This is a genomic window from Ureibacillus thermosphaericus (genome assembly GCF_012396605.1).
Lineage (GTDB): Bacteria > Bacillota > Bacilli > Bacillales_A > Planococcaceae > Ureibacillus > Ureibacillus thermosphaericus.
This window is the reverse complement of the sequence record NZ_JAAXPW010000013.1, coordinates 56036-71043: the sequence shown is the minus strand read 5'-3', so window position 1 is coordinate 71043 and position 15008 is coordinate 56036. Positions and strand designations below refer to the sequence as shown.

14 protein-coding genes are annotated in these 15008 nt (G+C 35.5%); 5 read left to right on the top strand and 9 right to left on the bottom strand.

What is annotated here, in order from left to right; genetic code table 11:
* Positions 1 to 191 precede the first annotated feature (191 nt).
* Complete coding sequence (locus HF990_RS07280) at positions 192 to 689, bottom strand: hypothetical protein (RefSeq protein WP_168412306.1); 498 nt, start codon at positions 687 to 689, stop codon at positions 192 to 194.
* Between the two features lie 83 nt (positions 690 to 772).
* On the opposite strand from HF990_RS07280, the gene HF990_RS07275 reads away from it, so the two are divergent.
* On the top strand, positions 773 to 1186 hold the full coding sequence (locus HF990_RS07275; protein ID WP_096549690.1) for a hypothetical protein: 414 nt from the start codon (positions 773 to 775) through the stop codon (positions 1184 to 1186).
* A 316-nt stretch (positions 1187 to 1502) separates the two neighbouring features.
* Here HF990_RS07275 and HF990_RS07270 read toward each other — a convergent pair whose 3' ends face one another.
* From HF990_RS07270 to HF990_RS07235, 8 genes are all read right to left on the bottom strand, one after another.
* Complete coding sequence (locus HF990_RS07270) at positions 1503 to 1826, bottom strand: DUF4064 domain-containing protein (RefSeq protein WP_168412305.1); 324 nt, start codon at positions 1824 to 1826, stop codon at positions 1503 to 1505.
* Between the two features lie 1691 nt (positions 1827 to 3517).
* A complete protein-coding gene (locus HF990_RS07265) occupies positions 3518 to 3919 on the bottom strand; it encodes an arsenate reductase ArsC (protein ID WP_168412304.1) in 402 nt (133 codons plus the stop codon).
* Between the two features lie 17 nt (positions 3920 to 3936).
* On the bottom strand, positions 3937 to 4989 hold the full coding sequence (arsB, locus tag HF990_RS07260) for an ACR3 family arsenite efflux transporter (RefSeq protein ID WP_168412303.1): 1053 nt from the start codon (positions 4987 to 4989) through the stop codon (positions 3937 to 3939).
* 6 nt (positions 4990 to 4995) lie between these two features.
* A complete protein-coding gene (locus HF990_RS07255) occupies positions 4996 to 5415 on the bottom strand; it encodes a DUF2703 domain-containing protein (protein WP_168412302.1) in 420 nt (139 codons plus the stop codon).
* Between the two features lie 388 nt (positions 5416 to 5803).
* The gene (locus HF990_RS07250; protein WP_168412301.1) at positions 5804 to 6991 is read right to left on the bottom strand and encodes a DNA cytosine methyltransferase; all 1188 of its coding nucleotides are present in this window, start codon (positions 6989 to 6991) and stop codon (positions 5804 to 5806) included.
* A 113-nt stretch (positions 6992 to 7104) separates the two neighbouring features.
* Positions 7105 to 8664, bottom strand: a complete 1560-nt coding sequence (locus HF990_RS07245; protein WP_168412300.1) for a restriction endonuclease FokI C-terminal domain-containing protein — start codon at positions 8662 to 8664, stop codon at positions 7105 to 7107.
* Positions 8665 to 8964: 300 nt separating this feature from the next.
* Entirely contained in the window at positions 8965 to 9297 is a 333-nt protein-coding gene (locus tag HF990_RS07240) for a hypothetical protein (RefSeq protein ID WP_168412299.1), read from the bottom strand.
* A 221-nt stretch (positions 9298 to 9518) separates the two neighbouring features.
* Complete coding sequence (locus HF990_RS07235; RefSeq protein ID WP_168412298.1) at positions 9519 to 9674, bottom strand: hypothetical protein; 156 nt, start codon at positions 9672 to 9674, stop codon at positions 9519 to 9521.
* A gap of 472 nt (positions 9675 to 10146) precedes the next feature.
* Between HF990_RS07235 and HF990_RS07230 the strand changes: the two genes are divergently transcribed.
* The 4 genes from HF990_RS07230 to HF990_RS07215 are packed head-to-tail and all read left to right on the top strand — an operon-like array spanning position 10147 to position 14875.
* On the top strand, positions 10147 to 10689 hold the full coding sequence (locus HF990_RS07230; protein WP_168412297.1) for a helix-turn-helix domain-containing protein: 543 nt from the start codon (positions 10147 to 10149) through the stop codon (positions 10687 to 10689).
* 48 nt (positions 10690 to 10737) lie between these two features.
* Positions 10738 to 12780: a hydantoinase/oxoprolinase family protein gene (locus HF990_RS07225; RefSeq protein ID WP_168412296.1), complete on the top strand. Its 2043-nt coding sequence runs from the start codon at positions 10738 to 10740 to the stop codon at positions 12778 to 12780.
* Between the two features lie 4 nt (positions 12781 to 12784).
* The gene (locus tag HF990_RS07220; protein WP_168412295.1) at positions 12785 to 14539 is read left to right on the top strand and encodes a hydantoinase B/oxoprolinase family protein; all 1755 of its coding nucleotides are present in this window, start codon (positions 12785 to 12787) and stop codon (positions 14537 to 14539) included.
* Positions 14540 to 14875 (top strand): cupin domain-containing protein, encoded by a 336-nt coding sequence (locus HF990_RS07215; RefSeq protein WP_168412294.1) that lies wholly within the window; start codon positions 14540 to 14542, stop codon positions 14873 to 14875.
* Positions 14876 to 15008 lie beyond the last annotated feature (133 nt).

Below are 15008 nucleotides of genomic sequence, written 5' to 3'. Positions count from 1 at the left end.
CTATTTGAAGGCTTCTTTGTGGAAATCCGCTCACATTTGGTTACGAAAAATCGAAGGAAACGGCGTCCCATAAAGGTTTGCCAGTCGTTGTTGCACAAGTCATAGGTTATAGTAAAAAAATGGATGTTTACTACCCTCGCTTAGGTGTTTTCGTTTTTTCTCTAAAGTCCAGAAAAAATAAAACTGAAAATTCAGACATCATTTATGCGACGGTAGTGAACAAAAATAAATTCAACATTTTCAGATTCCGTTGTTAATTCATTAATCTCTTTTTTTATTTTTTCAATTGTTGATTTTGGAGTACCTACTGTAATTCCCAAAATTAGTTTTCCGTTATTTTTCTGATCAATGTAAAATGAACCAATGTTATTCTCATTAATTTTTTCAAAGACCTTCTGCTTAATCTTCGGTACTTCATCTTTTTGGAATTTCATTCGTCTATCAAATTCTTTTGCTTCTTCTTTTGTAAATCCATAAGAAAAGCGTTCTTCTTTGTTTTCATCATTTAAAATTGATAATACATGATTTCTATTTATATCAAATCCAAGGGTTTTCCTTAATTTAATGTTTTTCTCCAATTCCATTTGAGTCGGATTTCTATTAATCTCGGAAGCCATTACAAAAGATGTACTAGTGAAAAAAAGAAAAAAAGTAACAAAAAATACTAGTAAATGATTAATTAATCTCATCTCAAATATCACCCTTTTTTTACCTAAATGGTATAATATTGGTATATAGAAATCATCAAAAAATTTGAAAATAGGGTGATTAAATGAAAAAAAAATTTTATTTAATTATCATTATATTTTTTATTTTATTTTCTAGTAAGCTTCTTCATAAGGAATATGTATATTTAGGTGAAGAGAATGGGGTTTTAGTTGAAGTAAAAATTAATAATTATTTACTATTTATCACCACATTTCAAACAAGAATTTATAATCAAACCGATGATGAAATTAGGGTGGCTAAGCCTATCACAAAATTATATATTAGTTCTGGAATTAACGTACCGAGCGGAATCCAAAATGATGTAATTAGATATGTGACAGTGAAACCAAATAGTAAAATAAATGGAAAAATCCATTTAAAGCTGATTTATCCGAAAAATAGACATTTTGCAACAAGTGTTAGTTATCAAATAAATAGTGAAGGATATACAATTCATATTGCTGATAAAATAAAATAATCAAGTGATGGAACTTTTCAGACACACCTTTCAAAAAGAAAGATCTTGGAGGAAGTGAAACATAAGAAAAGCAGCTACCCGATTACAATGTAGATGCCTATTTTTTATTACGTCAAATAAAAATATTAATTACTATTCTTAATAAACGTTGCTACTATAATCTAATAATAGAATAATGCCATTTGCACATCCGAAAATAAAGTTCATTTTTCTATCGTTATTTAAGTTTAATTTAAAAGTTTCCACTGTTGTTGGATATCCTTTTCCTAACAATATCTTTTCGAATATGGCCTTTAAAACGAAATAGCGCTTCCCTTTATTCTTCAAGGAAAGAGCCATTTTCATCAACTTTTATTATTGGTTCATCTTGATTTGGTTGGCGGACTAAACACACAGTACCAGCGATTAATAATAAAATACCTTGAATCGAAATAAATCCGGAAATCACACCAGAAATAATAAAGAGAATTCCAGCCAGTTTGCTGTTACTCTTTAATTTAACGAGGGCAATAATCGTAAGAACAATTGCAATAATTGTTAGTATCCCAATAAACCAACTGAATCCACTAAACCATGCCAAGAAATCATTTGCAAACTGAAGATAGATCCGCTTCAGTAAAACCGGTTGAATATAACGCATCTTCTAATTCTCTTTCAAACATTGGATCATCTGCAATCCCATTTAAAAAAATAACATAAAAAAAATCGGAACTGCCGATAAAATGTTAATTATCAGCCCGATAATCCCTAATAATTTTTCTACAGTTCTATTCATATTTATTCCTCCATTAATATACTGATTGAAAAGGTATGGTGCAGTTGATTGAATTGTAGTCAAGTTTTGTCATTTCTTTATTAATATGACGTATTCAGTATAGGTAACAATTATGAAGAGAAAGGAAGAGAGGATCTGAAGATTTTCTTAGGAATTTTTTAAGGCAAGATAAGGAATCTCATTTTGCCTTATTTTTTTACTTTAAAATCATCTGAAATACACACTCAACGTGATGCATTTCTTTTTCAAAAATCATTTCCATCATTAGTGGGAGAAAGATGTAAAAATTTAAACCAGTACTTTCTTAAACATCACCTCTTATTTATATCTATTTATTGATAATGTTACATTATTTAGGATTAAATGTAAAAAATTTGATTATCTTCTATAATTAGTTTTTTATTTACGGAATTATTATAATAATCGGTTTTGTAATTCCAGACTGTGACAGATTGCTTCTTTTGGGAAACCTTTATTTTCCGACGGAGCATTGTATGCCAATGACATGATGACAGAACAAGAACACGGCTGGTACATAACTGGCTTCAAGAATCGAGTAGGAGGGAGCGATTAACTCCCGTCCTCTCACACCACCGTACGTACGGTTCCGTATACGGCGGTTCAATTAAGATAATTGACGCAAGTTTTCATAACTTCCGTGAATAGATGTTCTCTTTATGCCAGTGGTCACTCCACCCTCCAAGAGGACCCCCACGGGATTCACCGCTTCCTTCCTCAAGTGAGGTACTACGTTTTCTGTGTTCATCATGACTCCCTGAATGCCAAGGGCTATTCTCTCTTAATTGTTCAGTCCTTCTTAGTAGTTCTAAACCAACTAATACTATGACCTCTGCTGACTTCTGACGGTTCAGCTACCTATCGCTAAGTAGGTTATGAAAAGTACTTCACGTATCCGTCAGACCTCCCTGGGTAAGAATGTAATCTTTCCTTCCATCTATCTGCTTCATTTACTTTGTACCACCTTTGGCAGAAAGGACTTTGTTTTGTTTAGCAAACTCATCCAATGATACCTAGCCTTATATGAAGTTCGTGTTCCTCAGACCGGAAGTTTGCCGCGCGCTTCCTTCAGATTCCGCGTCACCACGGACACCCTTGCGTTAAGCTAACTGTTACTTCTGCCTTCACAGTTCGGGACTTACACCCTATAGATTACACCCATGCCAGGCGCACTAAAAAAAGAGAATTTGAGACAGCTCAAATTCTCTTTTTCCCCATTTTCCATCATTTTTCAGTTAATATTTATTGACTGTGTATTTTCGGAAATTCATATCTATTAATACAATCCCGATCATGGGCTATTTTCATTTTAGAGTGGGGTTTTGTCCCATTCTCTTCTATTCCTCTAACTAATTATTACACCAACTCCAACCACGCGACCGCTTCGCAATGCAACGAGCGGGGTGGTTTGATGTCTTTTACATTGTCGGTAGTCGGGAACAAGTCAAAGGCACTTTTTGCACTATCGGTAGGCGGGAACATATCGACATATATAATTATAACGCCAACTACTAGATTTGTAATTGGCGTTATAATTATTATGACTTTAGTTTTGCTTTTAACTCTTTTATTTTTGTTTCTATTGTTGATATTACTTTTTTAAATTCCTCATCACTCTTACCTGTAGGATCATCCAACCCCCAATCTTCCCTGTGTTTACATGGAAGGTAAGGGCATTCCACATTACACCCCATTGTAATAACAATATCTACTGGAGGTATTTCATCAAGCAACTTTGGATATTGATTTTTCTCCATATCTATATCATAAAGTTCTTTCATTAGGCGCACAGCATCCTGGTTAATTTGAGGTTTTGTTTCTGTGCCAGCAGAGTAGCTTTCAAATATATCTCCTGCAAAGTGCTTACCAAGTGCCTCAGCTATTTGGCTTCGACATGAATTATGAACACATATAAATGCGACCTTTAGTTTATTACTCACTAAGCATTACCTCCTTTCTAGCTTTTTTCTGGAAACCAGTGTCTTGTATTATTCGCTATCTTTACTAATATCAACATAACAGGCACTTCTGTTAGAACTCCTACAATGGTAGCAAGTGCAGCTGGGCTTTGTGTTCCAAACAATGCAATCGCAACGGCAACTGCCAGTTCAAAAAAGTTAGAGGCACCAATCATACCAGCAGGCGCTGCTATCTCATGAGGTAGTTTTATAACCTTACTTGCTAGATATGCAATGAAAAAGATTAGGAAAGTCTGAATAATTAATGGTATAGCAATTAAAACAATATGGAGTGGATTATTCAGAATTACATCGCCCTGGAATGAAAAGATTATTATTAATGTTAGCAATAGACCTATGGTAGTGATATTCCCAAACTTCGGTATAAAACTCTTTTCAAAGTAATCGAGTCCTCGCTTTTTTGTGATGTAATTACGGGTAATTATACCACCAGCCAGCGGGATAACAACAAACAATACTACAGATAAAACAAGAGTGTCCCAGGGTATGGTTACACCGCCCACACCTAGAAGAAACGCAACTATGGGCGTGAAAGCTATGAGAATTATAAGATCATTTGTTGCTACTTGCACGACGGTATAAGCCGCATTGCCTTTAGTCAAATAACTCCATACAAATACCATCGCTGTACACGGTGCCGCTCCAAGAAGTATTGCTCCCGCAAGATAGTCTTGTGCCAATTCTGCCGGAATTAGAGATTTAAAAATTACAAAGAAAAACAGCCATGCAATGCCGAACATGGTAAAAGGCTTTATCAGCCAGTTAGTTATCCATGTAACAAAAAGCCCCTTAGGATTTTTGCCTACATTTCTAATACTTTGAAAATCTACTTTTAGCATCATTGGATATATCATAAGCCAGATTAAAATCGCCATTGGTATTGATACATTTGCATATTCAAAACGTCCTAAAAACGCTGGGATTCCAGGTAAAAACTTTCCAATCAATACCCCTGCAAACATACATAAAATAACCCATACGGTTAAGTACTTTTCAAAAAATCCAATTCCACTATTTTGTTCCTTACTCATGTTAAATCAATCCTTCTTTCTTTTTAAGCTATCAAAAAATGTAATTAAGTTTTGTGGGATTTCATATTTCTCATTTGATAAAGGGATTGAACCATGGCCACTATAAACTTCTTTCAAAATGGCGTTGATAATCATGGATTTTGGTGGTTCCGTATACTCTATACCATCCTGCACCCAAACTCTGCAATCCACAGAGTCACCACATAGATCTCCACATTCTTTGCAGGAAGATTCCTTAACCTCAAGAGCAATATCCCTGGCATTTACACGAATTGTTGGAGAACTTAAAAAATGGTTTTTAATGGCTAACTCCCTCGAATTTATATTAATCTTATTAACTACTATCTCAAATCCTGCCTCACTTAATACTGTAGATACTTCATTGACTGCATCATAGAGGTTAGTTTCAGTTCCTTGACACCTCATACATACACTTAGGTCGAGATAAAGAAAATCAATTATAATCTTCCTTTTTTCCAGTTCTTGTACGTAGCAACCACTGCCACAAGAGCAACAGCCAGTAAATAGTGATCTTTATAGACTCCTGTTTTTGGCATGTATGCCCCATCCACGGCAACAAACCAAAAAGCAATCAGGAATATTGGGATAAAAAGCTCTTACGTAATCAACAACGGAATATAGAAGTAAATGATTATTATAAAAAGAACAGCTGGCATATAAAAAGAATATGGGAACATGAAATAAAGAAGGATTTAGATGTTGTAGTCAATGATATCTCAAATTTTATAGATAAGGTTAAAAACCAAAATAAAAAGCCTTGACTATAAGGCAGTTAGTCAAGGCAGAATAAATGCTAAATTGAAAACTCCATCTGTTCTTCATTAAGAGATTCGGCACTACTTTGATTTTTTGCTTTTTGTTTTGTTGTTGAACCTTTTCTGCTTTTTTGTGTTTTCCCTGCTGATAACATCTCGCTGAGCTCGTCTTCCCACTTAGAAGGTTCGGTTTCATATGGGATTCCAGCAAAGGATTTTAAAACAGCTTCAATAATAATTTTTGCCCCTTCCGGTGGAACTGCCATTCCTATTTGCTTTCTAACACTCTCCTTACCACCTATAAATTTATACCAATCCGGAAACGTCTGCAGCCTTGCCCTTTCACGATTAGTTAAAGCTCTCGGCTCATCATAATGGTACATATGCGTGCCGCCACCTCCACTACCCGTGACTGTATAAGCAGGTGCATTAGGGTCTAACCGTTTATAGATATTTGACAGTTTAGCACCCTTCACATTCAATCTTAGGTGTTCAGGTATCCCTTCATACCAAGCATTTTCTCCAGGCGGAATATGTTTCAGCATTTCTACTACTTTAGTTTGATGCTTTGTAAATTCATGGTTAAAGGCATCTTCTGGAATAGGCGGTTCTTCCAACGCCTGGCGGGATGTTTTCCAATCTGCAGGATTTTTATAGGGAGCTTTCGGAACTTTAAATGACCATCCCAAATCTTTGCGGATGCCTACAATAATTATCCTATGACGTGCTTGCGGCACTCCATATTCCTCAAATTTGTAAAGATGGGGAGTAATATTATATCCAACATCCTCCATCTCTTGGAGTATTTTAATAAATGCCTGCCCCTCATTTGCAGACTCTAAACCGCCTACATTCTCTGCGATAAACCATTTAGGCTTATGGTGCTTTAAAACTTTAATTCCATATGAATATAATGGGCCAAACTCTCCTTCTAATCCCTTTGACTCTCCGACAATACTATAGTCATTGCATGGGAATCCGAAAGCAAAGGCATCAATTTCTGGAAGACTGGCAATATCCAATTTGCGTACATCTTCGCATATAACTGTTTCTGGCTTGTCAGGACATATATTATAGCGGTAAGTTTCACAAGTATCTTCGTCATAGTCACTTGCCCATTCATGTTCAACTTTGTAGATTACTCCATCCTTTTCAACTTGTGCCATTTTTGCACCAAGCGTTAAACCGCCCGGACCACAAAACAACTCTCCTTTTTTGAATATCATTTATGTCAACTCCAAATGTTCGTACTTTTGTTCGGTAGATTAAATTATACACTATAAATGTTTGGTTGAGAATTAACAAGTCTTGCCTTAAAAAAGACCCCTTAAACAGGAGTCTATAAGGAGTCTATATCCGCTATCGTTATACGTGAGTTTTTCGTAAACAGAGTCCTTAGTATATTATGATCAATTGGATTAGCGTAGTTGCGTTGAAGCAGTCTGATTACATTACGGGCAGTAATAACACTGCCATTTACATTAGTTCTGTCAGCAATATTTTGAACTTGAAAGTCTATGTTGTTTCCGAATCCATGGGCAACATACATAAAGAATTCGAGATTGCCATGCTGGTTTTGGTAGGTTGGTATATAATTGTTGATCATCCGATTTCTATGGTCATTATTGATGACATATCTTACGTACGCTTTTGTATCTATTATTCCAGAGTAATTTAATGGCGACTCTACAAATACATCAGGATGCAAGGCATGATTTCCTACATGTTCTGCTCGAAAACCCAGTTGTTCAAAGATGGCTTGAGTGGCAGTCTCGAATTCCCTTGCAAGTTCAGTACCGCTTGTCGCCATATTTAGATAACTCGCTTCGAATTGGCTAAACGTATCTGGCCGGAAATCATCAAATGCATCTTCTACTTCTCGAACAGTGTAGCCAGTTAAATCGGCAATTTCACTAACCAAGGAGGCTGTAAAGCTGGTGATTGGCCTCGTTCCAGCAATGTGCAATAAATTGCTCCGAATTCGCCTCTCTCTATATATGGTATCAGTAACTGTTTGTCCACCAAAACTTCGGTTGTCTCGATTTTGCCCAGGAGCTAAGCCAAAATTTCTTTGAAATATTTCAATACCATAAGGATGGTTCGCATCAAGCCTTCTTAGATTTGTGCCATCGTTTAAAATTGCTTCAACATCACTAATTCTTTCTTGTGGTATGTAAATACTGCCATTTGAGTTTCTTTCAATAAGTTGTGTGTACTCTAAATAGTTTATGAATGTATTTGCTATGTCCTCCAAATAAGACAGAGTCTGCTCCCTTGTACGCAAACCTGTTGTGCTACTTCGATACCGCTCTTCAAAGTCAGGAGGTAAAACTTCATCCCCGTATGAACGGTAGCTGATTATCCTTTGTACTACATGTTCAAAGCAGCTCCTTGATTCGTTCTCTCCTTCTGTAATTACAAAGCGGCCAATTTCCTCTTTGGACAACGTCTGAATTCTATTATCTGCAAGTAGTCGCAGCAAAAATCTAAACGGTCTAATTTGAAAACGATAATGAATGTTTACTCGGCTTCTAATTGAGTACGGAGAAGGATATTGCAATTTCATTAATTGATTTGTGATAATAGGAACAGGAGGCTGTCCAGCTAATAATGCCTCACCTGCTAATGTTGTTCGGATAATACCCGTATTTGTTTCCTTAAAAATAAGCCCCAAATTAAATAGCCAAGATTCATAGGTTCGAGCTCCACCTGCCCGTCTGTCACGCCTTTGTCCTGGTCTTTTTAGCCCGAAGCGTTCTAACTCGGCTTCAAAGTCCAGTTGTCTATTTAAGTTGCTGCTCCAATTTTCTCCTAATGTTTGTAATGTGAAAAGCGAAAGGATATCAACTACTGGATACAATTTCCTTTTATTTCTCGGAATTTGCCAATTATTTATCATAGCTACAACTCCTATAAATGATTTCCTGTAAATTTAAGTCAATTGCTCCTAAGATAATAATAATCTGATAATAAAAAATATACTATAGTCAAAATTATAAACATATGTATGAATAAGTTTACGTATGCCCCTCTCTACTCCTTCATTTTCCTTATGGATGGTATTCCCAAATCTCTTAATTATCTTGGTCTTGATAATAGTTGTAATTCAATAACACAACAATCATTTTTCCTCAATTACATCTACCAATTAATCTACTGTGCCCTCCACGCTTTTTAATAGCTCGAACTCTACAAAAATTTAATTACCCTTAAATACAACCTTTTCCCCAATTCTTTCTCTAACAAGAGCCTCTTTTTCTTTAATGGAGCTGTATATTGGGCTGTTATTTTTGCTGAACCCCGGATACACAAATACTACATTCTTTCTGTCGCTCAACATGTCGCTCAACAAAACAAAATACGTGCAATCACTGCAACCAACCCCAAAACTAATCGCACAAATATTATCTAATTGGCTTTTTTGCCGATAAAATGTAAGGAAATACGGAATTCTTTCCCTAAGTATCTCTAAGAAATATTCATTGATATCTTTTCTGAACTGAAAATAATATCTCTTTTTCTTTCTCTCCATTCTATATCACTTAATTGGTTGTATTAGATTGACCTTTTCTAATAATCGTATAGGATTAGGTATATCCAACAGGTTCAGGTATCAATAAAACCAAAAAAACATTATTTATTAAATCAAAAATTGATTGCCACATTTTTATTACTCCGTATATACATAGCCTTAAAACTGAAAAAAGGAAAATATTTTGCCTTAACTATGAATTAATGCTTTGTTTTCGTTTGTTATCGCAATTGATACGCTAAATCAATGTACGATTGGATTTGTTCAAAATTATCTACCCATTCTAATCGGATATAGGCTTCATGAGGATATTTCTCAACTTCATAATCTTTCCTTTCGAATTTTCTACCGAGCAAATTATCAATTTCCTCTTGCACACTAAGACCTAATCTTTTTTCTTTTTTTCCTATATGGAGAATTAAACACCGTTGTCTTTGAGTGGTTAAGGTTGCGAACTTAGGTTTTCCAACTCTTTTATATCCAATTCCATCCTTTGTTTCGGCATCCTGTATATCTTGGTATCCAGATTCACTCCAGATATAATCATGAATTTTTCTTGCTAATTGCTGAGCTTTTACCTTCTACAGATCGTCAGTGAATACATTTCACCAATATTTTTAGTGTCTAAAAAAATTGATAATTACAGTTATACAGGAATTATGTATTTTAGATGCCAAGAAAAGAACATATATCAGTACTTGAAAATAATACATATTTTTAATTTGTCACTTTTTTTAAAAAATATATTCAATTCTGATAATTTTGTGATAACATAATAATTACAGTATTACTTAAATATTTTTAGTAATACTGTGATATCATAGAAAGTCGTTTTTTGGAGGTAGTGGTTTGGAGGAATTATCAAAGCGAATTCGAGAATTAAGAACAGAAAAGAAAATTACTTTAAAGGAGTTGAGTGAAAAAACAGGATTATCAATAAGCTTTTTATCCCAAGTTGAAAGAGCATCGTCATCGCTTGCGATAACTTCATTAAAAAAGATTGCAGATGCTTTGGAAGTCCCTATAACTACTTTTTTTGAAGATTATAAAAACGAAAATTATTATGTCAAAAAGGAAGAACAAAAGCCGTTCCAATTAAAAGGATCAGGGGTTGTTTATACGAGACTTGGTGGAGAATTTTCTGGAAGAAATATTGAACCGTTACTTGTTACGTATCCGCCAGGACCTACAATAGAGAAATCTTTTAGCCATCCAGGAGAAGAGTTTTATTATGTTCTCGAAGGAGAATTATTGTTTAACGTAGATGGTAAGGAATATTTTTTGAAAGCAGGAGACTCTATTCATTTTCCGTCGCATTTACTTCACTCTGTAAACAATCCTTTAGAAGTAGATGCCAAAGTTCTTGCTGTAGTAACACCAGTTATATTTTAATAACTGATTACTTTTTATTAATTATGGATTGAGAAAGGTGGTTAAATTATGAGAGTTGCAACAGATATTGGGGGGACATTTACTGATCTAGTTTATATCGATGAAACAGGTAAAATCGGTGTAGCAAAAAGTCATACAACACCTCCTAATTTTGAACATGGCGTATTAAATGTTATTAAGGAAAGTGGTATCGATACTAAACTATTAGATACATTTATTCATGGAACTACCGTAATCATCAATGCACTAACTGAAAGAAAAGGAGTTAAAACTGGATTAATTACCACAAAAGGTTTTCGTGATGTATTAGAAATCGCTCGAGGAAATAGACCTGATCTTTTTAATATTCAATATAAAAAACCAACGCCTTTTGTTCCTCGCTATTTACGCAAAGAGATAGAAGAACGTTTAAATTATAAAGGTGAGATAATTGAAAAGCTAAATGTTGATAGATTAAAAGAAATTATTGAATATTTTAAATCAGAAAATGTTGAAGCGATTGCAGTTTCGTATCTTCATTCCTATAGCAATCCAGTTCATGAGATTGAAACAGTAAAATATATTAAAGAAGTGTGGCCTGAGGTTGCTGTAACTGCTTCTCATGAGGTAACGAGAGAATGGAGAGAATATGAACGTACTAGTACAGCAGTATTAAACTCATATGTAAAGCCTATTGCTTCTACATATATTGATCGTCTTGAAAAAGAACTTAGCAAAATTGAAAAAGATTCAAACAAATATATTATGCAATCTAATGGTGGTACCACAACATTTGAACAATCAAAGCAAACACCAATTAATATGGTTGAATCTGGACCAGTAGCAGGAATATACGGAGCTGCCATTTTAGGAAAAATTCTTGGTGAAGAAAACATTATAGCTTTTGATATTGGTGGCACAACGGCTAAGTGTTCGCTTATCGATGGTGGAGATGTTAAGGTTACGACAGAATACAACATTGAACGTAATGAGCGAAGTGCGGGATATCCAATCAAGGTTCCTGTTGTTGATATTGTTGAAATTGGAAATGGTGGGGGCTCAATAGCTTGGATAGATGACGGCGGATCTTTGAGAGTTGGACCTCAATCCTCCGGAGCTCTTCCTGGACCAGTTGCTTATGGAAAAGGTGGAACAGAGCCGACGACTACAGATGCCAATTTAGTAGTAGGTCGACTTTCCCCTAAAAACTTTGATAATGATGTTGATATGGAGAAAGTAAAGGAAGTCATTGCAGAAAAAATCGCAAATAAATTCGAAGTTTCTGTTGACGAAGCAGCACTAGGTATTATTCGCATTGCAAATTCCAATATGTTAAATGCGCTTAAATTAATCTCTGTTAGAAAAGGATACGATCCTCGTGAGTTTACGTTAGTGTCATTTGGTGGTGGAGGCTCCATGCATGCTCCTGCACTTGCAAAAGAGCTTGGAGTTAGAAAAGTAATTGTTCCAGTGGCATCTTCTGTTTTCTCTGCATGGGGAATGCTGATGACCGATTTACGTCATGATTACATTCAAACTTTTATTCGACGTGTAGATGATATAGATTATGAAGAATTCAATAAGCTGTTAGTTCAACAAGAAATTAAGGCTATTAGCCAATATGAAGATGAAGGCGTTGAAAAAGATAGAGTCTTATTTACACGATATGTTGACCTTCGTTATATCGGCCAAGAACATACAGTAAAAGTACCTGTCCCAAATGGTGTTGTAACAAAAGACACAATGGCAGATGTGATTAAAAAATTCCATGATACTCACGAGCAATTATATACATTTAAACTTGAAGACTCTCCAACAGAAATTGTCAATGTACATCTAATAGCCCTTGGTTCTGTTCAAAAGCCTGAATTGTCTAAAATGGAACATAATGGTCTGTCACTGCAAGATGCGTTAAAAGAGGTTAGACCAGTTTTATATGAAGATCATGGCTGGATTGATACAAAAGTATTTGATAGAAGCAAGCTAAATACAGATGCAATCATAGAAGGACCAGCAATAATCGAAGAATCATCTGCATCAACTGTAGTATATCCTGACCAATCAGTAACTGTCGATATATACGGAAATTTAATTATTAAGACGGGGGTGTAAGATCATGGTGAAAACAGGTAAACCTAAAGTGGATTCATTTACATTAGATATTGTAAAGGATTCTTTAATTGCAATCGGAGAAGAAATGTTCTATGCATTAGCACGAACATCAATGAGTCCTATTATATATGAAGTATTAGACTATGCAAGTGGTTTAACGGATTCAAAAGGGCAATTGTTAACTCAAGGAAACGGAGTAACTGGATTTATTGGAATGCTAAGCTTTATGGTGCGTGAAACTGTCGAGAAGTATAATAAATCGGGGGACTTAAAACCTGGAGACATTATTCTAATCAATGATCCATATGGAGGCGGAGGCTCCCATCTATGTGATGTGGGACTCGTAATGCCAATCTTCTATGATGGAGAATTAATAGCTTTCTCTGCTAATAAAGCGCATTGGACAGAAGTTGGAGGGAAAGACGCTGGATCAATGTCAACAAATTCAACTGAAATATATCAAGAGGGGCTTCAATTCCCATGTGTAAAGATATTTGAGGAAGGTAAATTAAATCAAGCAGTAGTTGAAATAATTCGTGCCAACGTTAGATTCCCAGATCTTTCTCTTGGTGATTTATGGGCTCAAGTAGCAGCTTTAAAAACTGGAGAAAGACGGGTTCAAGAATTATGTGAAAAATATGGTAAAGAAACAGTAGTGAACTCCATTCATTATCTTTTAGACCATGGTGAACAACTAGCACTTAAATCTTTAAGAGAATTACCGAAAGGCGTTTATACGGCTGAAGACTATATTGACGATGATGGAATCGAAAAAGGGCCGTTCCATGTAAAAGTAAAAGTTGAGATTACGGACAATGAATTTATATGTGATTTTCGTGGAAGTCATCCCCAAGTAACAGGATCTATCAATTCCACGTTAACAGGCTTAGTCTCTGCAGTTAGAACTATTTACCTAGCTATAACCAATCCATCACAAGATGTTAACGATGGTTCATTCCGACCACTTCGTGTAATTTCAGACAAAGGATCTATATTTAATGCAGTGAGACCAGCACCTGTCTCTATGTATTGGGAATCAATGTTATTCGGATCAGACTTAATTTGGAAAGCATTAGCACCAGTAATACCAAACCGTTTATCTGCTGGACATTTCTTATCTGTATGTGTAGCAATTCTTTCTGGGAAACATCAAGATACGAATGAACCTTTCTTAATTGTTGAGCCTTCCGTCGGTGGATGGGGAGGAGACAAAGAGAAAGATGGGGCTTCTGGTCAGTTCTGTATACTAGATGGGGAAACTTTTAACATTCCGATAGAAGTTTGTGAAACTAGAAACGGAGTGCTAGTCGACGAATATAGTTTAAATACTGATGGAGCAGGTGCAGGAGAATTCCGAGGTGGTTATGGAGTAGTACGTTCGTATCGTTCACTTACAGACAACCAATACTTTACGGGTTCTTTCGGACGTCATAAATATAAACCTTGGGGAGCCAATGGCGGTAAAGATGGCTCAACTAACTACTTTGAGTTCGTGAATAGTAACGGAGAAGTATCTGCTCCATTCGGTAAGTATAATCAATATCGATTAAATAAAAATGATGTTACTCGACTTGTCACAGGTACAGGTGGTGGATATGGTAATCCACTTAAAAGACCTATTGATAAAGTGATCTGGGATGTAAAAAATGAATACATCACAGTGGAACAAGCTCAAAGGGATTACGGTGTTACATTAAATCCAGACACGTTAGAAGTAGTGGAAATCTCAGCAGAACGTAAGGAACTGGAGGAAAAATAATTGGAAATTGTTACAGTAAGTGATATTAAGCAACATGATCGAAACAATGTAACCATGAAAACCCTATTTGATAAATCAGTAGTTGATGGAGGACGGACTGTTTTTGGGATAGTTTCTATTCCCCCAGGTGCGCGAATACCATTGCAAGGAACAGGTTCCCATCTAGAAGACGAATATGGGTTAGTAATAAAAGGCTCCATACTAACGATGAGTGGTGGAAAAGAATATAGAGTCGTGGCAGGACAAGCAACGTTTATTCCACATAATGAAGAACATTGGGCTTATAATGACGGGCAAGACGACTGTGAAATAGTTTGGGCTTTAGTTTCTAGATAAATAATTTTTATTCTTAAATAAACATCTTTGAAATTAACTTAAAAGGGACATTTCCTCCTATTATGAAAGGCAAGTAGTTTGATTTGTCCTCTATGGAGGAAAGTCTTACTTTTATTCAATAAAAAGGAGGAGG